Origin of the sequence: Subtercola boreus (genome assembly GCF_003399625.1) — a bacterium.
GTDB lineage: Bacteria > Actinomycetota > Actinomycetes > Actinomycetales > Microbacteriaceae > Subtercola > Subtercola boreus_C.
The window spans coordinates 112,267-134,698 of sequence record NZ_NBXA01000020.1 but is presented as its reverse complement, the minus strand read 5'-3'; the positions used below and the strand labels follow the sequence as shown (position 1 = coordinate 134,698).

22 protein-coding genes are annotated in these 22,432 nt (G+C 67.5%); 16 read left to right on the top strand and 6 right to left on the bottom strand.

Annotation, left to right across the window (positions count from 1 at the left end; all coding sequences use genetic code 11):
* Positions 1 to 12: 12 nt before the first annotated feature.
* Genes B7R21_RS09330 through lnt form a run of 7 tightly spaced genes read left to right on the top strand, consistent with a single transcriptional unit; the run spans position 13 to position 7,634 of the window.
* Entirely contained in the window at positions 13 to 1,053 is a 1,041-nt protein-coding gene (locus tag B7R21_RS09330) for a helix-turn-helix transcriptional regulator (protein WP_116282974.1), read from the top strand.
* Positions 1,037 to 2,074, top strand: a complete 1,038-nt coding sequence (locus B7R21_RS09325; protein ID WP_253259728.1) for a helix-turn-helix transcriptional regulator — start codon at positions 1,037 to 1,039, stop codon at positions 2,072 to 2,074. Before B7R21_RS09330 ends, B7R21_RS09325 begins: the two co-directional genes overlap by 17 nt.
* The gene (locus B7R21_RS09320; RefSeq protein WP_116282972.1) at positions 2,071 to 2,418 is read left to right on the top strand and encodes a hypothetical protein; all 348 of its coding nucleotides are present in this window, start codon (positions 2,071 to 2,073) and stop codon (positions 2,416 to 2,418) included. Before B7R21_RS09325 ends, B7R21_RS09320 begins: the two co-directional genes overlap by 4 nt.
* Positions 2,408 to 2,707 (top strand): Sec-independent protein translocase subunit TatA, encoded by a 300-nt coding sequence (tatA, locus tag B7R21_RS09315; RefSeq protein ID WP_116282971.1) that lies wholly within the window; start codon positions 2,408 to 2,410, stop codon positions 2,705 to 2,707. Before B7R21_RS09320 ends, tatA begins: the two co-directional genes overlap by 11 nt.
* Entirely contained in the window at positions 2,708 to 3,523 is an 816-nt protein-coding gene (gene tatC / locus B7R21_RS09310) for a twin-arginine translocase subunit TatC (protein ID WP_367379396.1), read from the top strand.
* The gene (locus B7R21_RS09305; RefSeq protein ID WP_116282969.1) at positions 3,523 to 5,979 is read left to right on the top strand and encodes a DEAD/DEAH box helicase; all 2,457 of its coding nucleotides are present in this window, start codon (positions 3,523 to 3,525) and stop codon (positions 5,977 to 5,979) included. The genes tatC and B7R21_RS09305 overlap by 1 nt, the downstream gene beginning before the upstream one ends.
* Complete coding sequence (gene lnt, locus B7R21_RS09300; RefSeq protein WP_116282968.1) at positions 5,979 to 7,634, top strand: apolipoprotein N-acyltransferase; 1,656 nt, start codon at positions 5,979 to 5,981, stop codon at positions 7,632 to 7,634. Before B7R21_RS09305 ends, lnt begins: the two co-directional genes overlap by 1 nt.
* A 74-nt stretch (positions 7,635 to 7,708) precedes the next feature.
* Here the strand turns inward: lnt and B7R21_RS09295 are convergent, their stop codons facing one another.
* The 4 genes from B7R21_RS09295 to B7R21_RS09280 form a co-directional block, all read right to left on the bottom strand.
* Entirely contained in the window at positions 7,709 to 8,074 is a 366-nt protein-coding gene (locus tag B7R21_RS09295; RefSeq protein WP_116282967.1) for an RNA polymerase-binding protein RbpA, read from the bottom strand.
* A 133-nt stretch (positions 8,075 to 8,207) separates the two neighbouring features.
* A complete protein-coding gene (locus B7R21_RS09290; protein ID WP_116282966.1) occupies positions 8,208 to 8,999 on the bottom strand; it encodes a glycerophosphodiester phosphodiesterase family protein in 792 nt (263 codons plus the stop codon).
* Positions 8,992 to 10,062 carry an SPFH domain-containing protein gene (locus B7R21_RS09285; RefSeq protein WP_116282965.1) on the bottom strand — a complete coding sequence of 357 codons (1,071 nt, stop codon included), beginning with the start codon at positions 10,060 to 10,062 and terminating at the stop codon, positions 8,992 to 8,994. Before B7R21_RS09285 ends, B7R21_RS09290 begins: the two co-directional genes overlap by 8 nt.
* The gene (locus tag B7R21_RS09280) at positions 10,059 to 10,532 is read right to left on the bottom strand and encodes an NfeD family protein (RefSeq protein WP_116282964.1); all 474 of its coding nucleotides are present in this window, start codon (positions 10,530 to 10,532) and stop codon (positions 10,059 to 10,061) included. The genes B7R21_RS09285 and B7R21_RS09280 overlap by 4 nt, the downstream gene beginning before the upstream one ends.
* Before the next feature lie 156 nt (positions 10,533 to 10,688).
* On the opposite strand from B7R21_RS09280, the gene B7R21_RS09275 reads away from it, so the two are divergent.
* A complete protein-coding gene (locus B7R21_RS09275; RefSeq protein WP_116282963.1) occupies positions 10,689 to 11,462 on the top strand; it encodes an SDR family oxidoreductase in 774 nt (257 codons plus the stop codon).
* A 4-nt stretch (positions 11,463 to 11,466) separates the two neighbouring features.
* Positions 11,467 to 11,958: an NUDIX hydrolase gene (locus B7R21_RS09270; protein ID WP_116282962.1), complete on the top strand. Its 492-nt coding sequence runs from the start codon at positions 11,467 to 11,469 to the stop codon at positions 11,956 to 11,958.
* 6 nt (positions 11,959 to 11,964) lie between these two features.
* Here B7R21_RS09270 and B7R21_RS09265 read toward each other — a convergent pair whose 3' ends face one another.
* Positions 11,965 to 12,561, bottom strand: coding sequence for an HdeD family acid-resistance protein (locus tag B7R21_RS09265; protein WP_116282961.1), 597 nt, complete (start codon positions 12,559 to 12,561; stop codon positions 11,965 to 11,967).
* Positions 12,562 to 13,173: 612 nt separating this feature from the next.
* Between B7R21_RS09265 and B7R21_RS09260 the strand changes: the two genes are divergently transcribed.
* Genes B7R21_RS09260 through B7R21_RS09230 form a run of 7 tightly spaced genes read left to right on the top strand, consistent with a single transcriptional unit; the run spans position 13,174 to position 21,506 of the window.
* The gene (locus B7R21_RS09260; protein WP_116282960.1) at positions 13,174 to 14,418 is read left to right on the top strand and encodes a DUF1972 domain-containing protein; all 1,245 of its coding nucleotides are present in this window, start codon (positions 13,174 to 13,176) and stop codon (positions 14,416 to 14,418) included.
* The gene (locus B7R21_RS09255; RefSeq protein ID WP_116282959.1) at positions 14,415 to 15,182 is read left to right on the top strand and encodes a CDP-alcohol phosphatidyltransferase family protein; all 768 of its coding nucleotides are present in this window, start codon (positions 14,415 to 14,417) and stop codon (positions 15,180 to 15,182) included. Before B7R21_RS09260 ends, B7R21_RS09255 begins: the two co-directional genes overlap by 4 nt.
* Entirely contained in the window at positions 15,179 to 16,408 is a 1,230-nt protein-coding gene (locus B7R21_RS09250; protein ID WP_116282958.1) for a glycosyltransferase, read from the top strand. The genes B7R21_RS09255 and B7R21_RS09250 overlap by 4 nt, the downstream gene beginning before the upstream one ends.
* A gap of 5 nt (positions 16,409 to 16,413) precedes the next feature.
* On the top strand, positions 16,414 to 17,877 hold the full coding sequence (locus B7R21_RS09245; protein ID WP_172592115.1) for a polysaccharide biosynthesis tyrosine autokinase: 1,464 nt from the start codon (positions 16,414 to 16,416) through the stop codon (positions 17,875 to 17,877).
* Complete coding sequence (locus B7R21_RS09240; protein WP_116282956.1) at positions 17,874 to 19,019, top strand: glycosyltransferase family 4 protein; 1,146 nt, start codon at positions 17,874 to 17,876, stop codon at positions 19,017 to 19,019. The genes B7R21_RS09245 and B7R21_RS09240 overlap by 4 nt, the downstream gene beginning before the upstream one ends.
* Positions 19,019 to 20,389, top strand: coding sequence for a lipopolysaccharide biosynthesis protein (locus tag B7R21_RS09235; protein ID WP_116282955.1), 1,371 nt, complete (start codon positions 19,019 to 19,021; stop codon positions 20,387 to 20,389). Before B7R21_RS09240 ends, B7R21_RS09235 begins: the two co-directional genes overlap by 1 nt.
* Positions 20,382 to 21,506 carry a glycosyltransferase family 4 protein gene (locus B7R21_RS09230; protein WP_253259727.1) on the top strand — a complete coding sequence of 375 codons (1,125 nt, stop codon included), beginning with the start codon at positions 20,382 to 20,384 and terminating at the stop codon, positions 21,504 to 21,506. Before B7R21_RS09235 ends, B7R21_RS09230 begins: the two co-directional genes overlap by 8 nt.
* Here the strand turns inward: B7R21_RS09230 and B7R21_RS09225 are convergent.
* Positions 21,439 to 22,413: a glycosyltransferase family 2 protein gene (locus B7R21_RS09225; protein ID WP_116282954.1), complete on the bottom strand. Its 975-nt coding sequence runs from the start codon at positions 22,411 to 22,413 to the stop codon at positions 21,439 to 21,441. The genes B7R21_RS09230 and B7R21_RS09225 overlap by 68 nt on opposite strands.
* Between the last annotated feature and the right edge of the window lie 19 nt (positions 22,414 to 22,432).

Genomic DNA, 22,432 nt, shown 5'->3' with positions numbered 1-22,432 from the left:
AGTTGAGACCTGATGACTGAGACCAGGGGACCCGCGCCCGTACCCGTCGAGGAGCGACTGTTCAGCCTCGTGCTGGCCCTGCTGGCGACCGAGGCGGGGCTCACCAAGAACGAGATCCTCTCCACGGTGCAGGGCTACCGCCAGCGTTACGTCTTCGCCGGCGACAACGCGAGTCTCGAGCGCCAGTTCGAGCGGGACAAAGACGACATCCGTGAACTCGGGGTGCCGCTCGAGACGATCGAGCCGCTCGACGAGTCCGGAAACAACCAGCACCTGCGCTACCTCATCCCGAAGGGCGCCTACGATCTCCCCGCAGACATCTCGTTCTCCCCGGAGGAGATCGCCCTGCTGAACCTGGCCGCGATGGCCTGGCGCGAGGGCTCCCTCTCGCGGGAGTCCCGGCATGCGCTGCTGAAGCTCCGTTCGCTCGGCGTCGAGTCGATCGAACCGGTTCTCGGCTACGCGCCGCGTATCCGCACTCGCGAGGCTGCCTTCGACCCGCTGACCGACGCGCTCGGGCGCAGGGTGCTCGTGCGCTTCGCGTACCTCAAGCCGGGCGATCTCTCCCCTCGTGAACGCACCGTCGCACCGCTTGCCCTCGTGCAGCACGAGGGCCGCTGGCACATCACCGGGATCGACCAGCAGGTCGGCGAGCCCCGCACCTTTTTGCTCTCCCGCATCGTCGGGCCGGTGACCCGCACACGCATCCCCTTCGAGAACGACGCCCGGGGCACGGCCGAGACAGCGCTCCGGCAGCTCGACGAGATCTGGGCCGCCAACACCGCCGTGGTGCGCGCGCGGCCGAACTCCGATGCCCAGACACGGCTCGTGAACCGACGGGGGAGCATCCGCAGGCCGGATGGCGACCTGACACTGCACTACACCGACCTGCACCTCCTGGCCGACGACCTCTCGGGGTTCGGGCCCGAGGTGTTCGTGGTGTCGCCCCCGGAGCTCCGCGCGGCGGTGCGCCGTCGCCTCGAACTCACCGTGGCCACCCACCAGCCGGCGCGCCAGACGGCGGAGGAGGCCGGCCGTGCCGAAACAGCCTGATTCCCCGAAACCGCCCAGGACACCCGGGTTCGTGCACGCCCAGGACAAGCTCGCGTTCCTGCTCTCCCTCGTTCCCTATCTGCTCGACAGAGACCGGGTCTCCGTTGCGGATGCCGCAGCTCACTTCCAGGTGAGCGAGGAGCAGGTGCGGGAGGCCGTCCGGCTGATCGCGGTGTCGGGGGTGCCCGGCGAGACCAGCCAGTACCAGCACGGCGACCTGTTCGACATCGCCTGGGACGACTTCGAGCAGAGCGACGAGATCCAGATCACCCACCGCGTCGCCCTCGACGATTCACCGCGTTTCTCCGCCCGCGAGGCCGCGGCCCTCATCGCCGGGCTCCAGTACCTGCAGGCGGTTCCCGAGACACTCGACAGTTCTGTGCACTCCTCGCTGATGGCGAAGCTGGCCCGCGGGTCGTCCGAGGAGCCGAGCCAGGTGGCCGTCGCGAAGTCCGAGGCGAACGCGGCGCTCGTCACCATCCGCTCGGCTGTGGCTGGAGGACTGCAGATCGAGTTCGACTACGTCGGCTCCCGGGGAGCGCGGGAGCACCGGGTCGTGGATCCCCTGCGGATCGACTCCAACAACGAGAGCTGGTACCTCCGGGGCTGGTGCCACACCCGACAGGGCATCCGTACCTTCCGGCTCGACCGGATGGCCGACCTCACGATCACGTCGAATCCGAACCTCTACCGCCCCGGCGACCTCGCCCTCAGCGAAAATCTGTTCGACGGTTCGGGGGAGACCCTCGGGGTGGTGCTGGAGGTGCATCCTGCGGCGGTCGGCCTGCTGGGGGAGTACCTCGCGGAGGGCACGCCCCAGGTCGAACGCGGCGCAGTCGTGCAGGCGACCGTGCGGGTGGCGCACATCCACGGACTGAAGCGGCTCATCGCGAGCCTCCCGGGAATCGTGCGGGTGATCGACCCCCCCGAGGCGCGGCGTGCGGTGCATGACTGGGCGGCCGAGGCCCTCGCCGCCTACGACGACTCAGGTGCCGACGAAATCAGTAGTGTTGTCCCATGACATGGTGGAGCTGGATCGTGATCTGGGCCGTGCTGGTGCTGGCGATGCTCGGCACATACGCCCTGCTGGGCTGGAGACTGTTCAAGAAGGCCAGCGTCGTGCTCGGTGAACTGAGCCAGCTCGGATCCCAGGTGGGCAGCATCCAGGACAACGTCGAGAAGCTCACTCCGGAGCCGAGCGACAACGCCATCCTGCTGGGCTATGCGGAGATGCACCACCGCCGAGATGCCCACAGGCGACGCCGTGCAGACGAAAAGGAGCTTCGCAGGGAGAAACGGCTGGAACGGGGTAAACTCCTCACAACATCCGATTACACACAAAGGACGTGGCCCCATGCTCGGTAATCTTCAGGGTTGGCATCTGATTGTCATTCTCGCCATCGTGCTGCTCCTTTTCGGTGCTCCGAAGCTCCCGGGCCTCGCTCGCAGTGTCGGCCAGTCGATGCGCATCTTCAAGAGCGAAGTCAAGACGATGAAGTCCGACGACCCGAGCGGCACCGAGGCCAAGCCGGCTTCTGCCGAGACGGCATCGAACATCGCCGAACCCGTCACGTTGAACAAGCCTGCCGACGTCACCGTGGCGAACGTCACTCCGACCGACCTCGGCTCGGACCACAACACCGCCTCCAGGTAAGTGGCCGTTCGCTCCAAGGCGGAACCTCGCCCCAAGAAGAGCGCGAACCGCGACGGGCGGATGTCGCTCGGTGAGCATCTCGTCGAGTTCCGCAAACGCATGTTCCGTGCGCTTCTCGGAGTCGCTATCGGTGCCGTGATCGGTTGGTTGCTCTCCGATCCGATCCTCCTGGCTCTCAGCGCGCCTGTCAGTGCCATCACCAGTTCCCAGGGACGTGCGGCGTCCCTGAACTTCACAGACGTCTCGCAGGCCTTCGACCTCCGCCTGCAGATCGCCATCACGGTCGGCATCGTTCTGGCGTCCCCGGTCTGGCTGTACCAGATGTGGGCGTTCCTCGTCCCCGGCCTGACCCGCCGGGAGAAGCAGTACGCCGTGGGCTTCGTGCTCACCGCCGTGCCGCTCTTCCTCGCCGGCTGCGCGGCCGGCTGGTACGTGCTGCCCCACATGGTCTCGATCCTCACCGGTTTCGCCCCCCAGGACACCACGAACATCATCAGCGCGGGAACCTACTACTCCTTCGTGCTGAAGCTGGTGGTCGCCATCGGCATCGCCTTCGTGCTGCCCGTGCTGCTCGTGCTGCTGAACTTCGCGGGCATCCTGAGCGCGAAGTCCATCCTGAAGTCCTGGCGCATCGCGATCCTCGTGATCGTGCTGTTCTGCGCGATCGCCACGCCGTCCGCCGACGTGTTCTCGATGTTCCTGCTCGCCATCCCGATGGTCGGGCTGTTCTACACAGCGGCTCTGATCGCCACGATCCACGACCGCCGGAAGGCCAGGGCCCAGGAGAAGTTCGACGCCGAACTGGTTGTGCCGTAATGACCCAGGCGCTGACTCCGGCCGAGCGCTATGCCCTCAGCCGGAACAAGGCGACGAATCCCGTGGTCGATGAGTTCCGGCAGGGGCTGAGGTTCGACCTCGACCCCTTCCAGATCGCGGCCTGCCAGCTCCTCGAGGCGGGCAACAGCGTTCTCGTCGCCGCCCCCACGGGTGCCGGCAAGACCATCGTGGCCGAATTCGCCGTCTTCATGGCGATGCAGCAGCGGCGTTCCAAGGTGTTCTACACGGCCCCGATCAAGGCGCTCAGCAACCAGAAGTTCCAGGAGTTCGTCGCCGAATACGGTCCCGACAACGTGGGACTGCTCACCGGCGACACGAACATCAATCCGACAGCTCGGATCGTGGTCATGACCACCGAAGTGCTCCGCAACATGATCTACGCCGGCTCCGACCTGCTCGCCGACCTGGCATTCGTCGTGATGGACGAGGTGCACTACCTCGCCGACAGGTTCCGCGGCGCGGTCTGGGAAGAGGTGATCATCCACCTGCCGACGTCTGTGCGGCTGGTGTCCCTCAGCGCCACCGTCTCGAACGCCGAGGAGTTCGGCGACTGGCTGCAGGCGGTGCGGGGTGACACCGAGGTCATCGTCTCAGAGGAGCGGCCCGTTCCCCTCGACCAGCACATGCTCGTGCGCCAGAAGCTGCTCGACCTGTTCGACGGCACCGGCCAGGCGACGACGAGCCGGGTGAATCCCGAGCTGATGCGCATCGCCCGGTCCACTGGTGCGCCGCAGTCGCGCAGCGGCGGCCGGCCGGGCGCCAGCGACCGCCGGAGCCGCAACTCGTCGAAGTACCGGCCGAATCACACCCAGGCCCCGCGGATGGATCGCGCGGAGTTGGCAGACCTGCTCGACGAACACAACCTGCTGCCTGCCATCTTCTTCATCTTCAGCCGGGTCGGCTGCGACCAGGCTGTCAAACAGGTGCTCCGTGCCGGCGTTCGCCTCACGACGACAGAGGAACGTGACGAGATCCGGCGCATCGTGGATGAGCGCTGCCGTACCCTCCTCGACGAGGATCTCGCGGTACTGGGTTACTGGGAGTGGCTCGAAGGCCTCGAACGGGGTGTTGCTGCCCACCACGCCGGGCTGCTGCCCGCCTTCAAGGAGGTGGTGGAGGAGCTCTTCCAGAAGAAGCTGGTGCGCGTGGTCTTCGCCACCGAGACGCTGGCACTCGGCATCAACATGCCCGCGCGCACCGTGGTGCTGGAGAGCCTCGAGAAGTTCAACGGCGAGGCACGGGTGCCGATCACGCCGGGGGAGTACACCCAGCTCACCGGGCGGGCCGGTCGCCGCGGCATCGACGTGGAGGGCCATTCGGTCATCCAGTGGCGGGACGGCATCGACCCCCAGGCTGTGGCGTCGCTCGCGTCAAGGCGGAGCTATCCCTTGAATTCGAGCTTCCGGCCGACGTACAACATGGCGGTGAACCTGATCGACCAGTTCGGCCGGGCGCGCACCCGCGACTCCCTCGAGCTCTCGTTCGCACAGTTCCAGGCCGACCGCGCCGTCGTGGACCTCGCCCGCAAGGTGCGTTCCCAGGAGGAGACGCTCGAGGGCTACGAGAAGGCGATGACCTGCCATCTCGGCGACTTCCCCGAGTACGCAGCCCTTCGCCGGGAACTGAGCGACGTCGAACGGTCGGGTGCCGGCCGGGCCGACACACAGAGCCGCGCCGAGCGCGACAGCCGCCAGAAGAAGATCACCGAACTGCGCCGGCGGATGAAGGCCCACCCTGTGCACGTCTGCCCCGAGCGGGAGCATCATGCACGCTGGGCCGAGCGCTGGTACCGCCTCAGGCGGGAGACCGACCAGCTCGTGCAGCAGATCAACACCCGAACCGGTGCGATCGCCAAGGTCTTCGACCGCATCACCGAGGTGCTGATGCAACTCGAATACCTGAAGGCCGACACCACCGGAGAGCTGACCCTCACCGACACCGGCAAGACCCTGAAGCGCATCTACGGCGAACGTGACCTGCTGGTGGCGGAGTGCATCCGGCAGGGCGCGTGGGCGAACCTCGACCCGGCGGGGCTCGCCGCCATGGCGTGCTCCCTGATCTACGAGCCGCGTCGCGACGAGAGCGAACTCCCCGAGCGGTTCCTGCCGCGCGGGGCCTTCCGTGGTGCGCTCGAGAAGACGCAGGCGATCTGGGACGATCTGCAGCAGCTCGAGACGAGACACCGTCTGCCGGGATCCGCACCGATCTCCGTCGGGCTCGCGAAGCCGATGAACGAGTGGGCCCGCGGGGCGAGCCTCGACACCGTGCTCTTCGATGCCGACCTCGCCGCCGGAGACTTCGTGCGCTGGACGAAGCAGACGATCGACCTGCTCGACCAGCTGCAGAACCAGTACGACCCCAAGGTGGCGACGACCGCCCGGCTGGCCCTCGACCTGGTGAAGCGCGGGATCGTCGCGTACTCCTCGGTGGCATGATGACCTCTGTTCTCGCCCGCAACCCGACCCCTCGTCCGGGCTCCGCCAGCGACGGATCGGATGCGCCGCACAGCGCGTCGCTGCTCCGGCCCGAGCGACTTCCGTTCGCCGACCGGCTGCGCTCCGGGATCGTGCAACCTGTGCTGCCGCTCTGGCTCGCCTGCCTCGTCGCGCTCGGCGGCGGGCTGAGCCTGATGACCGGCTTCCCCGGTGCGGATGTCTGGCCGATGACCTTCGTCGGTGTCGCCGCGATCCTGGTGAGCCTCATCGGGCAGCGCTGGAACCGCGCCCTACTCGTCGGGCTGGTGGGCGGCGTCACCTTCTGGTGTGCCCACATTTCCTGGCTGACGCTCTACCTCGGGCCGGTGCCGTGGCTCGCCCTGGCCATACTGGAGGCGATCTTCTTCGCCATCGGGGCAGTCGCGATCGCCTTCGTCTACCGTTTCGCCGGTGCGGTCTGGCCGACACGCCTCGGCCGGCTGGGCATCCTGCCCGTCGTCGTCTCCGGACTGTGGACCGCACGGGAGGCGATCACGGCAGTCGCGCCCGAGGGCGGCTTCTCCTGGGGCCGCGTGGCGTTCTCGCAGTCGACCAGCCCGTTCTCGCATCTGGTCGCCTTTGTCGGCGTCTCGGGGCTCAGCTTCCTCCTGGTCTGGCTTGTGGCGTTCGTCATCCAGCTCTGCCGGGAGGTGAGCCTTCGCGTCGTCACACGCTTCGCGCTCGGAATCCTGGCTGTGGGACTGCTGCTCGTGGTTCCGGCCTGGCCGGCGCCGACGTCGGGAACGACACGCATCGCCGCTGTTCAGGGCAACACGAAGTCGGGGCTCCTGGATCGGGTCGAAGCGGGCGACAACCTGAACGCGCACATCACGGAGACGCTGAAGCTCGAAGGCGACGCTGTCGACATGGTGGTCTGGCCCGAGAATGCGTCGGATGTCGACCCCGAGGCATCCAGAGCCGCAGCGGCCGACCTCGACTTCATCAGCGGCATCATGAAGGCGCCTCTCGTGGTCGGCACGATCGCCGAACGTGACGGAAAGTTCTACAACACGTCTCTGCTCTGGGAGAACGGTTCGGTCGCCGACTTCTACGACAAGCGGCACCCGGTTCCGTTTGCAGAGTACATGCCGGCCCGGCCGTTCTTCCGGGCCCTGGTGCCCGATCTCGTCGACCTCGTCACCCGCGACTACCAGGTGGGCACAACCGACACCGTGATGAACGTAAACGGTGTGGTCGCGGGGATCTCGATCTGCTTCGACATCACCGATGACAGCGCCGTGCAGGCGATGGTGGATGACGGGGCCCAGGTCATCCTGGCGCAGACCAACAATGCGGACTTCGGCCAGACCGACGAGAACCTGCAGCAGCTGGCCATCGCACGGCTCCGCGCGATCGAGACCGGGCGGAGCGTCGTCAACATCTCCACCGTCGGCCACAGCGCGATCATCGCCCCCGACGGCTCGACGCTCGACGCGATCGCGCCGTACGCGCCCGGCGCCATGGTCGACGACGTTCCCCTCTCGACCACCACCACCCCGGCCAGCCTCACCGGCCGCGGCCTCGAGTGGCTCGTCTCGGGACTCGGCCTCGCCGGCCTCGCCCTGGCCCTCGTCGCGGCCGCCCGCGCCCGCCGCCGCCCCCCGCTCCCTCGTTAACGATCGAAACCCCGAAAACTGTCGGTAATCGGAACGGATTACGACAGTTTTCGGGGTTTCGATCGAGCTGGTGGTCAGGCGCCGATCTTGTGCTGGCCGCGCCGGGCCCGCAGGTAGTCGAGCCGCTCCTGCAGGAGCTCTTCGAGCTCGGGGCGGGTGCGGCGCTCGAGCAGCATGTCCCAGTGGCTGCGGGGCACCTTGGCCTCGGCCCGGTCGAGCACGACAGGCTCGGAACCGATCATCAGCACCGCCTCGTTGCTGCAGAACTTGCACTCCCAGGTCTCGGGCGCTTCTGCTTCGGCTGAGAAGACCATCTCGGTCTCCTTGCCGCACGTGCTGCACAGGTATGTGTGTGTCATGCGCGGAGAGAAAACGACTCCCTCTTCACTCTGGAGGCTTTGGCCCCCGAGTCTCATTCCGCGCAAGCTGCGATCTGCCATTGTGTGGTCTCCTCCCGCTTCGCTTACCTAGGTATAAACCCGTTGCCGCACTCGAACATTCGTGGCGGTGGCTATTCCCAGAACACTCCCAGATATTTGGATCGAGTGCCTGCCCTTGACTTTGTCTTCGTAGTCAGCGGAGATTCGGCTTGGTCCGAGCCACCACTTCGAGTGCCAGATCGACGCGGTCCGTGACGAGCCCGTCGACTCCGACGGCCAGCAGCTCGACCATCCTCCGGGGATCGTTGATGGTCCAGACGTGCATCTCCACACCAGCGGAATGGATGAGCGAGAGCATCCGCCGCGTCGGCACACGGAGTCCCAGGGCGGTCTCCGGCACCTGCACGGCGTCGACGTTCCGCAGCAGCCAGCGCACGACGGGCGCCAGCCCCAGCGTTCCAGCCACGAGCACCAGCAGGAAGGTCCGGGCCGATGCCGACGTGGCGACTGCGGCCCCCGACGTTCCGGCCGCAGCACGGATGGCGGCTCTCCGCCGGGCGTCCGAGAACGACGTGAGCAGCACCCGGTCCTCGGCCCCGGCCGCGGCGATCGCGACACCGGCGGGCCGTGCGGCCGCGTCGGACTTCACGTCGATGTTGAATCGGGTTGCCGGGAGGGCGAGGAGGGCATCCTGCAGCGTGCAGAAGCCGACGCCGTCGCCGAGATCGAGCGCGGCGAGCTCCCCTGCCGTCAGGCTCCCGATGGACGACGAGATGCCGAGCAGCCGACTCAGATCGGGGTCGTGCGCCACAATGGCGACGCCGTCGAGAGACGCATGTACGTCGCATTCCACGTAGAGCGCACCCTGCTGCGCCGCCGCCCGGAAGGCGGGAAGCGTGTTCTCGACCGCCGACGTCGCGAGCCCCCGGTGCGCGAGCAGCCGGGGGAGCGACGGAGCGAAGTACCCGGTGGCGGCTCTAGGCACCCGGCGTGGTCTCGGCGGGCGACGATGCCGGTGCAGCAGACCCCACCGGGCCAGCGGGCGCAGCAGAGGCAACCGGCGCAGCAGAGGCAGCGGGCGCAGCAGAGGCAGCGGGGGCAGCAGAGGCAGCGGGCGCAGCAGGCACTCCGGCCGACGCAGCCGCCGCCATCGCAGCACCGCGGTCGCCGAACGCCTGCCCGATGCCCTTCAGCGCCTCGGTGAGCTCGCTCGGGATGACCCAGAGCTTGTTCGCACTGCCCTCGGCGAGCTTCGGGAGGGTCTGCAGGTACTGGTAGGCGAGCAGCATCTGGTCGGGCTTGCCGCGGTGGATGGCATCGAACACCGTCGTGATCGCCGACGCCTCACCCTCGGCGCGCAGCACCGCGGCCTTGGCATCACCCTCGGCCGACAGGATCGCCGACTGGCGGTGCCCCTCAGCCGACAGGATGGCGGACTGCTTCGTGCCCTCGGCGGTGAGGATGACGGCGCGGCGCTCCCGCTCGGCGCGCATCTGCTTCTCCATCGAGTCCTGGATGGACAGGGGCGGGTCGATCGCCTTGAGCTCCACCCGGCCGACGCGGATGCCCCACTTGCCGGTCGCCTCGTCGAGCACGATGCGGAGCTTGCTGTTGATCTCGTCGCGCGAGGTGAGCGCCTCTTCGAGGTTCAGACCGCCGACGACGTTCCGGAGGGTGGTTGTGGCGAGCTGCTCGACGGCGCCGAGGTAGTTCGCGATCTCGTAGGTCGCGGCCCGGGCATCCGTCACCTGGAAGAACACCACCGTGTCGATGGAGACCACGAGGTTGTCCTCGGTGATGACCGGCTGCGGGGGGAACGAGACGACCTGCTCACGGAGGTCGATCAGCGGGCGGAGCCGGTCGATGAACGGAACCAGCAGGTTCAGGCCGGGCATGAGCGTCTTGTGGTACTTGCCGAGCCGCTCGACGACACCGGCGCTGGCCTGGGGGATGATGCGGATGGCTTTGGCCAGGGTGGTGATCACGAAGATGACGACGATCACCACCACGACGATGGCGATGACGGATCCTACGGAGAAGTCGTTCACAGGAGTGCTTTCTTTTCGGGAGCGACCAGTGCAGTCGCCCCATCGATTGCTTTGACGAAGACGAGCTGGCCGGGCAGGAGGTGCTGGTCGATGGCGGTCGGGAAGACCCTCGCCGTCCAGGTGTCGCCGTTGCTGAGCTTCACGCTGCCGGTGGTGTCCGTCACGGCAACCAGCACCTGGCCCTCGAGCCCGAGCAACGCCTCGATGCCGCTCGGGGTCGTGTCTCCCCCGAGGTGCAGCCGCCGAAGCAACGGTGGCCGCAGGGTGAAGATGAGCAGCAGGGCGAGAACCCCGGCGATCAACACCTGGAGCAGGAACGGTGCACCGGCGAAGTGCGAGACGAGCCCCCCTGCGCTGCCGACGGCGAGCATCACGAACAGCAGGTCGAGCGTCAGCGTCTCGACGACCAGGAAGATCAGAATCAGCGCGAGCCAGATCACCCACGCGTAGGACGCCAGAAATTCTGTCATGAGCCGCTCCTTCGCTGTCGTTGCCTCTCACAAAACTACCAGTGACCGCTCGGCGGATACGAAGTTCACAGGTCTTCCCTTGGTAGTCTCGTGGGGTCAATATCAGCGCCATCCCTCGCAGCACCACCCGCCGCGAACCGACGACAGGAGCACGACGTGTCAAACCCCCTCACCCCCGGATCCCTGACGGGCAAGCGGGTTCTGGTCACCGGCTCGAGCCGCGGGGTCGGCGCCGACACGGTGAGCTATTTCGCCGAGGCCGGCGCGAGCGTCGTCATCAACTTCCGCAACAAGGAGGCGCGTGCGAACAAGCTCGCAGACAAGCTCCGCGCCGAGGGTGCGACCGCCCTCACCGTCGGTGCTGACCTCACCGATCCGGCATCCGTCGCCCGCATGTTCGAGACCGTGCAGGAGGAGCTCGGCGGCCTCGACATCCTGGTGCTGAATGCCTCGGGCGGCATGGAGAGCGGCATGGCCGCCGACTACGCACTCACCCTGAACCGGGACGCCCAGGTCGACCTGCTCACCAGCGCTCTGCCGCTGCTGCAGCCCGGCTCCCGTGTGGTGTTCGTCACGAGCCACCAGGCGCACTTCATCCGCACCACGGAGACGATGCCCGAGTACGAGCCCGTCGCGCTCTCGAAGCGTGCGGGGGAGGATGCCCTCCGCGCCCTCATCCCGCGCCTCGACGAAGCGGGCATCACCTTCGTCGTGGTGTCGGGCGACATGATCGAGGGCACCATCACCGCCACCCTTCTCGAGCGCGCGAACCCCGGTGCCATCAGTGCCCGCAAGGAGTCCGCCGGCCGCCTCTACAACGTGGCGGAGTTCGCGGCCGAGGTCGCCGCGGCCGCCGTGGAGCCGATTCCCGAGAAGCACACCCGGTACGTCGGCGACGTGTCCGGCTTCGCTCCCGAGCAGACGGACTGACCGGATGCCCGCCGCCGACCAGCCGGCGTCGGAACGCCCCGGATTCGACTTCAGCAAGTCGAGAGTGCTGCTGTTCGACAGCGACGACCGGGTGCTGCTCTTCCTGACGAAGGCTGCCGTCCCGACAAACCCGACACGCTGGGTCACGCCGGGCGGCCACGTCGAACCGGGGGAGTCGCATCCGGAGGCCGCAGCGCGGGAACTCTTCGAGGAGACGGGCCTCGCGGTAGACGTGGAGGCGCTCGGGCAGCCGATCCGCTCGCGCGAGTTCAGCGACGAACGAGCACCGGGTGTGTTCAGGACGAACTACGAGGAGTGGTTCGTCTTCCGCACCCCGCAGTTCGAGCCGCTGAGCGCCAACTGGACCCCCGAGGAACACATCGACATGCAGGCACACCGCTGGTGGTGCGTCGCCGAGCTCGAGGCAACCGCAGAGACGATCGAACCGGATGACCTGGCAGCGGTCATCCGGAACGAACTCGCCGGTCGCGCCTGACGACTGCTACTTCGCGGCGCGCGCCTTCGGGACGCGCCCGAGCGTGAAGGCTGACATCGCCTGGAAGATGCCGAGCACGATGAAGATCCATGCGGCGAACACCGTCAGCACGGCGAGCGACGGGAGCGGCGAGAGCAGGAAGACGATGCCGGCCACGATCGAGAGCACGCCGAGCAGCGTGCCGTACCACTTCGACGAGTCGTTGACGGTCTGGGTGAGGGCCAGGACGCCCTCGAAGACCCAGGAGAAGCCGATGACGAGGCCGAGCACGGTGAGCGAAGCGAACGGGTTCCGGAGCGCGATGACCCCCGCGACCAGCAGCAGCACGCCGAGGATGACGCTGAGCACCCGGATGCCGGGCGAGAGCGTGCCATTGACGATGCCGACGAAGAGGCGCATCAGCCCGACCACGAAGAAGTAGAGACCGAAGAGGAACGCGACCACCTCGAGGGTGGACCCCGGCCACGCCAGCACGAGGATGCCGACGAGCACCGAGAGCACCGCGCCGATCCAGAGCGCGACTCTGAAGTGCCGCAGCACCCCCGGCGCGAGGTCTTCGGTATGCAGGGAGAACCTCAGTGGGTTCGTGGGTGTGGTCGACATGATTGCCCCTCAGTCTTCGTCGATGTCCTTCAGGTGAGGGGCTTCTGTGACCCGTCACTGAATGATCCCAGAATCTGCCGGAGATCACGGCCGGACACGGGAGGGAAAAGAAGAACGGCGTGACCCGGGCAAAGCCGTCAGGTCACGCCGTTGCGGCGTCAACTGTTCGAAAGTTCCTAGCTAACTCGAGTGCGCCGATGAGAGCACAACTTCTTACAACCCGAATGCTGCGAAGCTGCCGTGAAAAACTTTACCGCACTCAGGCCTCAAGCGTCAGCCCGGTTCCTCAGCCTCACCCAATTGATTCAGAACATTACGAACGCATGGAATCACCCAGAACGGGGGCTTTTTCGTAAACCCGAAGCGAAGCTAGTGTGAACAGTGCAATCCGAAACAGGCTGCGTCGGGGTCGTAATCCTAGCTACGACCGAATCTGGCCAGACCGAAGAGACGCTGATGCCTCGGCTACCGCTTTTCCTAGAAGTGTGCGCTGATGGGGTCGGCCGAAACAGCTCTCCGGCGTGGGTGGGCAGGGGGTGAGACACTCCTGCCCAGCCACGAGAGCTCCCCACCGAAACTCCCGTCCCTGTGACCCGAAACAGGTAACAAACCATGTCTGACCGCGAACCAAGGCCTCTCCGCATCGCAATGGTGGGAACGCGCGGCGTCCCCGCTGCCTACGGCGGCTTCGAGACCGCGATCGAGGAGATCGGACAGCGACTCGTCGCACAGGGGCACACGGTCACCGTCTACTGCCGGACCGGCAAGGTCGAGCGGCTGAAGACCTACCTCGGGATGAAGCTGGTGCACCTTCCAGCCGAGAAGTCGAAGACACTCGAGACGCTCAGCCACACGGCTCTCTCTGTGCTGCACATGCTCTTCACCCGCCGGCAGGATGTCGCGTTCGTCTTCAATGCCGCGAATGCCCCGTTCGTCTCGACCATCCGTGCCCGCGGCACCGCTGTCGCCGTGCACGTCGACGGCCTCGAGTGGAAGCGCGACAAGTGGAGCAGCACCGGTAAGCGCTACTACCGCAAGGCCGAAGAGCTCGCGGTCAAGAACGCCGATGCGCTCATCGCCGACGCGGCGGGCATCGCCGACTACTACGACCACGAGTTCGGTATCCCCACCGAACTGCTTACCTACGGCGCGAACATCCTGCGGGAGCCCTCCTCCGACAAGCTCGCCGAACTCGGACTGACCCCCGGCGGGTACCACTTGGTCGTCGCCCGCTTCGAGCCCGAGAACCACGTCGATGTGATCGTCGACGGTTACGCCGCGAGCGCCGCAAAGCTTCCCCTCGTCGTCGTCGGCTCCGCTCCGTACGCTGCGGCCTACACCGAGCGCATCGCCGCCGTCGCGACATCCGACGACCGGATCCGGATGCTCGGGGGAGTGTGGGACCAGGAGCAGCTCGACCAGCTCTACGCCCACGCACTCACGTACTCACACGGTCACTCCGTGGGCGGCACGAACCCGTCACTTCTTCGGGCCATGGGTGCGGGCACGGCAGTGCTCGCCTGGGACGTCGTCTTCAACCGCGAGGTGCTGGGTGACGACGGCGAGTTCTTCGCCACCTCAGAGGAGCTCGGCGAGCTCGTCGTCGCGGCCGAAGCGCACCCCGCCCGGGCAGATGCCATCGGCGCGCAGTTGCGGGACCGTGCCGAGCAGACCTACGACTGGGATGTCGTGAGCGCCGGGTACGAGGAACTCGCCCTGCGTCTCGCCCGCGGCTACTCGACGCACGGCCAGAGCAACGGCCATCGGAACGAGACCCCGTGGGAGGTTCCGACCGGGTACCGCACGAACATTCCGGCACCGATCCGCCAGTCCGCACCGATCGGGGACGACCAGTGAGCGTCGCCTCCACGGAGACCTACCGGCAGACGGTCAGCCGCCTCGCCTCTGCACAGAAGAAGGCCGCCCCGGGTGCTCCGGCCTACTCGATCTACGTGAACCGCAGGGTCGGCCGCTACCTCGCCGCCTGGGCATTCCGGGCGGGACTCACGCCGAACAGGGTGAGCGGCATCAGCGCTCTGTTCACCTTCACCGGGATCGTGCTGCTCGCCGCTCTTCCCGTGTCGTGGATCTCGGGAATCGCCGTCGCGCTGCTTCTCGCGATCGGTTATGCCTTCGATTCGGCCGACGGCCAGGTCGCCCGCCTGCGGGGCGGCGGTTCGCTCTCGGGTGAGTGGCTCGACCACGTCGTCGACTCAGTCAAGATCGCGTCGCTGCACCTCGCCGTTCTCATCACCCTGTTCCTGCATGTCGACCTGACCACGCCGTGGCTGCTGCTCATCCCGATCGTCTACTCGGTCGTCGCCTGCGTCTCGTTCTTCGCGATGATCCTGAACGACCAGCTGAAGCGCGGCCGCACCGGTCCCGCCGCCCCGCGCGGCAGGGCGTCGCTGCTCCGTTCGCTCCTCGTCGTCCCGACCGACTACGGCATCCTCTGCCTCGTGTTCGCTCTTATGGGCAGCCCTGTGCTGTTCATCGCCGTGTACGGCCTGATGGCCCTGGCGAATGCCGGCCACCTGGTGCTGGCGTCCCGCAAGTGGTTCCACGACATGACCGAGCTCGACGCGAGCCTCAGCGCCCGACCGGAGACGGTGGCGGCGTGACGCACCCCGGATCCGCACAACTCTCGGGGCGCACCATCCTGTTCGCCCAGCCCAGCTCGGAGCTCTACGGCTCGGACCGCGTGCTGCTCGAGAGCGTCGAAGCTGTTCTCCACGCCGGCGCGCGCGCTGTCGTCGCCCTGCCGCAGCACGGACCCCTCGAGGCCGCCCTGACGGCAGCCGGGGCGACGGTCGAGATCTGCGCGACACCCGTGCTCACAAAGAGCGGCCTGAGCGCGCGCGGGATGCTCGCCCTGCTCTCGACCGGCGCGCGGGGATTCCGGGCCGGGCGCAGCCTGCTCTCCCGCGTTCGCCCCGACGCTGTCTATGTCAACACCGTGACGATCCCGCTCTGGATCGGACTCGCCCGACTGGCGGGCATCCCCGTTCTGGCGCACATCCACGAGGCCGAGGGATCCGCCGCCCGCCCCATCGCGCTGGCCCTCAACTTCCCCCTGTCTTTCGCCACCCGGCTCATCGCGAACAGCGAGTACAGCGTGTCGGTGCTCGCCCAGAGCTTCCCCCGTCTTGCGCGGCGCACCTCGGTCGTCTACAACGGCGTACCCGGCCCCGGTTCGCCGCGCTCGGCCCGCGAGTCGCTCGACGGGGGACTGCGCATCCTCTTCGTCGGGCGTCTCTCGAGGCGGAAGGGCGCCCTTGTCGCTGTCGAGGCGCTGGGCGCACTCCGGGACCGCGGCATCGCGGCATCGCTCGACATCGTCGGCGCGCCCGTTCCCGGAGTGCACGACTACGAGAACGAACTCGGCGCCCGCATCCGGGAGCTCGGTCTGGTCGACCACGTGCAGCTCAGAGGATTCCGGAGCGACATCTGGCCCTCCCTCGAGAACGCGGACGTCGCGGTCGTGCCCTCCCTCCTCGATGAGCCGTTCGGCAACACGGCGGTGGAGGCCCTGCTCGCCGCCCGGCCCGTCGTGGTGAGCGACACGTCCGGACTCCGCGAGGCGGCGGGGGAGTACCTCTCCTCGCGCTCGGTGACCCCGGGCGATCCGCAAGCCCTCGCCGAGGCCCTCGCCGCAATCGGCCGGGAGTGGGAGAGTGTCAGAGTCGACGCCTCCCTCGACCGGCTCCGGGCGGAACAGAAACACTCTCCCGCGGAGTACCGTGGCACGATCGCTCTCCTCGTCTCCGAGATCGCCGCAGCTCCTGGCGCGATCCGTCCCCGACCGACTGCGTTGCCCGACGCGCAACTGACCACGAACAAGGTGTGATGAACATGGACCCGCACGATTACTGGAAAGCTCTCCGCAAGCGCTGGATCGTCATCGCCATCCTCGGAGTCGTGGGTGGAGGCGTCGCCTACGCCTACGCGGAGTCCCTCCCGGATTCCTTCACGGCGACGAGCGAGATCTTCGTCTCGCCGACCCAGGGCCAGACCACCAGCGAGGTGCTGCAGGGCTCGACCTACACGCAGAACCTGGTGCAGTCGTACTCTCAGCTGGCCACCACACCGGCCGTGCTCGCGCCGGTCATCGCCGAACTCGGGCTCGACACCACGCCCGCCAAGCTGGCCAAGGCGATCAAGGCCGAGACTCCGCTCAACACCGTGATCATCCAGATCACCGTGACCGACTCGTCACCCGAGCTCGCGGCATCCATCGCGAACAGCGTGGGTGCGTCGCTCTCGTCGGCCGCGATCGGGCTCTCCCCGAAGAACTCCACCGATGTGCCCTCGATCTCGATGAGCATCGTCACGCCTGCCCAACCTGCGGTCAACCCCGTGGGACCGAACCGCCGACTGCTCGAGATCAGCGGCGTGGCCGCCGGACTCGCAGCCGGTGTGCTCTACGCGATCGGCATCGCCGTCTTCGACACCCGGATCCGGTCGCCCCGGGACATCGAGCGCCTCACGGAGACGCCCGTCGTCGGCAACGTCGAGCGTCGGCGTCGGCGTTCACCGCAGGCAGACGGGATCACGATGCGGATGGCGCCCCACAGCCTGCTCGCCGAGGACTACCGGCGTGTGCGCACGAACCTCGAGTTCGCCGACGTCGACAACCCGATCCGCTCCATCGTCGTCACCTCCGCAATGCCGGGGGAGGGCAAGTCGACCATGGCGATCAACATCGCCCTCGCCATGGCCGAACGGTCGATCCGGGTGCTGTTGATCGATGCGGACCTCCGTCGACCCTCCATCGCCACCTACGCCCAGATCGAGGGCGCTGCGGGCCTGACGAGCGTGCTCGTCGGTTCGGCCGACCTCAAAGACGTCATCCAGCCCTGGGCTCCGAACGTCGACATCCTGACCTCGGGCACCATTCCGCCGAACCCGAACCAGTTGCTCGGTTCGACGTCGATGGCGCGTCTGCTGCAGACGGTGATCGCCGACTACGACTTCGTGATCGTCGACACCCCGCCGTTGCTCCCGGCCTCGGATGCCCTCACGCTGACGCACATGACAGATGGCGCCCTCGTGGTGTCGCTCTACAACTCCACCACCCGCCAGCGCCTCACCGACGCTCTGGCCGCCCTCTCGGGTGTGCGGGCACGAACCATCGGCATCGTGCTGAACCAGACGAAGCCGAAGGCGCGGGATGAGTACTACAGCAGCGACGTGACGAAGATGGTCAGCCCGACCGCCGACGAGAAGACGCCCGACGAGAAGCCGCACACCGAAGCCCTGCCGAAGCCCTCGGAGTCGGCTGTCGCACCCTTCGCAGAGCTGCGACCCGTGCCATGACCCCGGACAACCACGTGCTCCGAAAGCCCGCCCTGCAGCTGCGGGTGCGACTCTACGAATCCATCCGCACGGCGCACCTCGAGCGTGCCCGTGACCTCCAGCCTGCCTCGATCCTCTACCGCGTCAAGCGGTACGACTTCGAGGACGGCCTGGCGGAGGGGCTCGACCTCGTTCGGGTGGGTCCGCTGAGCGGCGCACTCCTGATCGGCCGATCCTCCATCGAGACGCTCGAGATCAACGAACCCCTGATGCTGTCGAGCCTCGCCTCCACCTCCCTGGCGCTCTTCGCGCTGCGGGTGAGGCGACTCCTCGGCGGCGGGCGTACCACCGTCGTCACCTACGCGATCGGAAACTCCGACCCCTTCGCCGACGGACCCGCCCAACGACCCCGCACCAGGCTTCGACGACGGATCGAACGGATGCTGGCCCGGCACGTCTGGGACAGGGTCGATCGTGCCGCGTTCGGGACGAGTGCCGCCCAGCAGACCTACCAGAGTGTTCTCGGCGACGTGAACATCCGCTCGAACGCCCTGCTGATCCCAGCGCTCCCTGCTCCGGTCCCGACCGCGACCTCGAGCCGGCGTATCGACGGACGGGTGATCTTCGTGGGCGCGTTCAGTGAGCGGAAGGGCATCCGGGTGCTGCTGGAGGCGTGGCCGTACGTGACAGGACTCCGACCCGGCGCGACCCTCACCATCATGGGCAAGGGACTGCTCGAGGAGAGCGTGCTCGCCGTGGCCCGCCTGTTCGAGGGCATCACCGTCGAGATCGATCCGGGTCGTGAACGCATCGCTGAGGCGCTCGATGAGGCCCGGGTGCTCGTTCTGCCCTCCCAGCCCTCGGCCACCTGGCGCGAGCAGGTCGGACTCCCGATCGTCGAAGGTCTCTCGCACGGGCTCTCGATCGTCACGACGGAGCAGACCGGTCTCGCCGACTGGCTGATGGCCCACGACCACACCGTCGTCGCCGATCCGGCCTCAAGCCCCGAACTCGCCGTGGCCATCGTTCAGATGCTCGACGACAACCGGCCCGTGTCGGAGATCCTCGACAGTCTGCCCTCACGCGACGGCCGTCTCGCAGCCGACGACTGGATGTTCTCCCGCACCCCGACGATCACCGACCTCGTGCGGGAATACAGCTGATGCGCCTGCGGGGGGTCGCCCGCGGCGGCACCTTCTCGCTGGTCGGAAGCGCGGCCGCCGCCAAGGTCGGCGTGATGGCGATCGCCGGGATCCTCGGCATCATCACCAGCCGGATGATCATCCAGAACTTCGGCGTGGATGCCTATGCGCAGTACGGGCTGCTCTCGAGCTTCCCGACCCTGCTGCCCTTCGCCGACCTCGGCATCGCGGCCGTGGTGATCAACGCCGTCGCAGGTTCCGCTGCCCCGCGCACCGACGACTACGTGCGGCGCACCATCGTCACGGCCTTCCGCATCCTGATCGTCTCCGGCGGCATCATGGTGACGATCGGCGCCATCATCACGCTGGCCGGCTGGTGGCCCCTGCTGCTCGGCAAGGGCCTGATGCCGGGTGGGGGAGACGTCGCGGCCTTCCTCTGCATCGCCGTCTTCGGACTCGTCATCCCCCTGACGGTGGGCCAGCGCATCCTCGTCGGCCTGAAGAAGACCACCACCCAGGTGGCGAGCCAAGCCGTCGTCGCGCCCTTCATGTTCCTCGTAGTGGGCGCGTTCGTCGTGCTCATGGTTCCCGCCGGCACCTACCTCGCCGTCGTGTCCTACATCGCGAACGCCCTCGTCTCGGTGATCTGCCTCATCGTGGCGGCCCGCGCGCTCAAACCCCAGGTGGGGGCAGCGATCCGCGAGATCCCGCACGTTCGGAGCTACCGCGGCGTCTCGGCGCTCGGTCTCGCCTGGCCGATGCTCGTGCAGATGGTGGCGCTGCCCATCGCCATGCAGACCGGTCGGCTGCTGCTCAGTCACCTCGGCACCGTCGAGCAGCTGGCCGAGTACAACCTCGCCTCACAGCTCTTCGGCATCGTGCTGCAGACGATTGCGGCGGCAGGCCTCGCGCTCTGGCCGGTCTACGCGGCGGCCCGGAGCGCCAACCGGGTCGAGTCCCCGGCCGTGCCCACCCTCTGGTTCCTTGTCGGCGGGCTGCTGATGGGCGGGGTGCTGGCCGCGCTGTCCCCGATGCTCGCGAACTTCGTCTCGGGCGGGCAGATCCATCTGGGCGGCTGGCTGCTGCTCGCGTTCGTCGTCTTCGTGGGACTCCAGGCGGCGAAGTACCCGATCGGCATGTACATGACCGACAAGCGCGGGCTCGTCTTCCAGGTCGTGCCTGTGCTGGTGATGATCCCCGTGAACATCGGCCTGTCCTGGTGGCTGATCGGCATCATCGGCGCCGCCGGCCCGGTGGTCGGCTCGTCGGCGGCGGTGCTCGTCTGCCAGGTGGTTCCGAACCTCTGGTACGTCTCCCGTGATGTGGCCCGGAGGCGCCGGCTGGTGCAGGATGTCTCCACAGAACCCGAACGGGAGAGTGAACATGCCTGAGCAGACGATGCCGGTCGGGCCGGAGAGCACCGTGCAGTTCGTCTTTCCGACGGAGCGGGACGTCCCCTCCTGGGAGAAGCGTCACCTGGCCGGCGAAGTGCCCGGTTTCTGGCCCTATGGGCTCGACGAGCTGAGGCACTACACCGGCAGCCTCAGCGCTGTCGCGGCGCGGGAGCCCTCCCGGGCATCCGTTCTGCGGAACCGCCTGCGCGGGCGACTGCCCGGCAGGAACCGCCCCGCCACCACCCGGCCCCGGCCGCCCGGATCGCACCGGAATCTCGGTCTCACCTGGGACGAGAACGCAGCCAGGCGGATGCTCCTCGAACACCCGGCCGACGAGATGTACAGCGGAGTGATCTGGGTCACCGACATGCTGGCGCACGGCTCGGACATCGGGACGATCCGCCAGGTGCTCCGGGCGATGAACGGTCTCTGGGTCATCAGCCGCGCCCAGCAGGAGGCCGTTCAACGGCTGGTCGGGGACGATGGGCCCCCTGTCGGCTTCTTCCGGTTCGGTGTGGACGCCGGATTCTTCACGCCCGCACCACAGGCAGAACGGCCCTTCGTGCTGAGCGTGGGCGGCGACAGGGACCGTGACACGGCCACCCTGTTCGAGGCCCTCGCAACCGTGCACCGTCGGGCTCCGGACACCGAGATCTTTGTGCAGACCTCCAGCAGCCTGCCCGCGCCCGACGGTGTGACGAAGGTCGCTCGGGTGAGCCACCGGGAACTGGCGGCGCTCTACGCCCGTGCCAGCGTGGTGGCGATCGCCACCCGCCCGAACCTGCACGCCTCCGGAATGACGGTGAGTCTCGAAGCCATGGCCACGGCCCGGCCTGTCGTGATGACCGACACACCGGGGATCGACGACTACGTCTTCGACCAGCAGACGGGATTCCTGACACCCGTGGGCGACGCCCCGGCCATGGCAGAGCGCGTTCTGCAGCTGCTGGCCGACCCATCCCTCGCCCGGGAGTTCGGCCTCGCCGGGCGCCGGGCTGTCGAGACGGGGCTCACGAGCTCCCAGATGGTGCGGGAACTGGCGGCCTTCACCGGGCTGCAGCGTCCCGCCCCAGCGCCAGCGCTCGACGGCGTCTCGACCGCAACTCCTCTTTGACGAGTCGCCGTCCGTCCCGCATGCCGCGGAAGGCGGCGAACAGCGGAGACAGCGAGCGGGTGAACTGGCGCCGCCCGCCCTGCTGCAGCACCTCCCAGGCGATGGTGCGGGTCAGACCCGACCAGCGGACGAGTCCCTGGTCATCGAGGTGACGCACCGCGAAGAGCAGGCGGTTCCGGATGTTGTAGTAATAGTAGGTGTTCGACTTGGGTTCACCGGCATGCGAATAGCCGCCGCCCTCGTGAGTACCGCCTTCGGCATGCACGGCGATGGCCTCCGTGACCACCTGCAGTCTTCCCCCGGCCCTGGCCACCCGGTGCGAGAAGTCGACGTCCTCCCAGTAGAGGAAGTACTGTTCGTCGAAGCCCCCCGTCGAGTTCCAGAGTTCCCGGGTCAGCAGCAGGCATGCTCCGCTCAGCCACGGTTCGATGGCGACCAGACTGCCGGCCGTGCGGCGGCGGGCCGAGCGGATCCGCCCGTCGTTGAGGTAGAGATCGGAGCCGTTGAACCACACCGAACCATCGGGGCGGAGGATCTGCGGGGAGTAGAGCGTGTCGCCGTCGGCGAGACCGGCCTCGGTGAGGAGTTCGAGCGCCTTCTCCGCGATCTCGACGTCGGGGTTCAACAGAAGCAGGAGCTTCGCACCGAGCTGTTCGGCATGGAGCACCCCGCGATTCATTCCGCCGCCGAAGCCGGTGTTGCCGGTCGGCAGCACGGTGTTCCAGTTCTCGCGAGCGGCCAGCGCGATGAGCCGCGTGCGCTCCTCTTCGGTCGAGAAGTTGTCGACGATCACGACGGTCAGCTCCGGCTGGCGCCGGGTGAGAGGAGCGAGGTTCGCTTCGAGCAGGCTCGTCGACCCGTAGTTCACCACCACGATCGCAAGCTGGGAGAAAGATGACGAACTCATACCGTGACTCCTTGGAAGA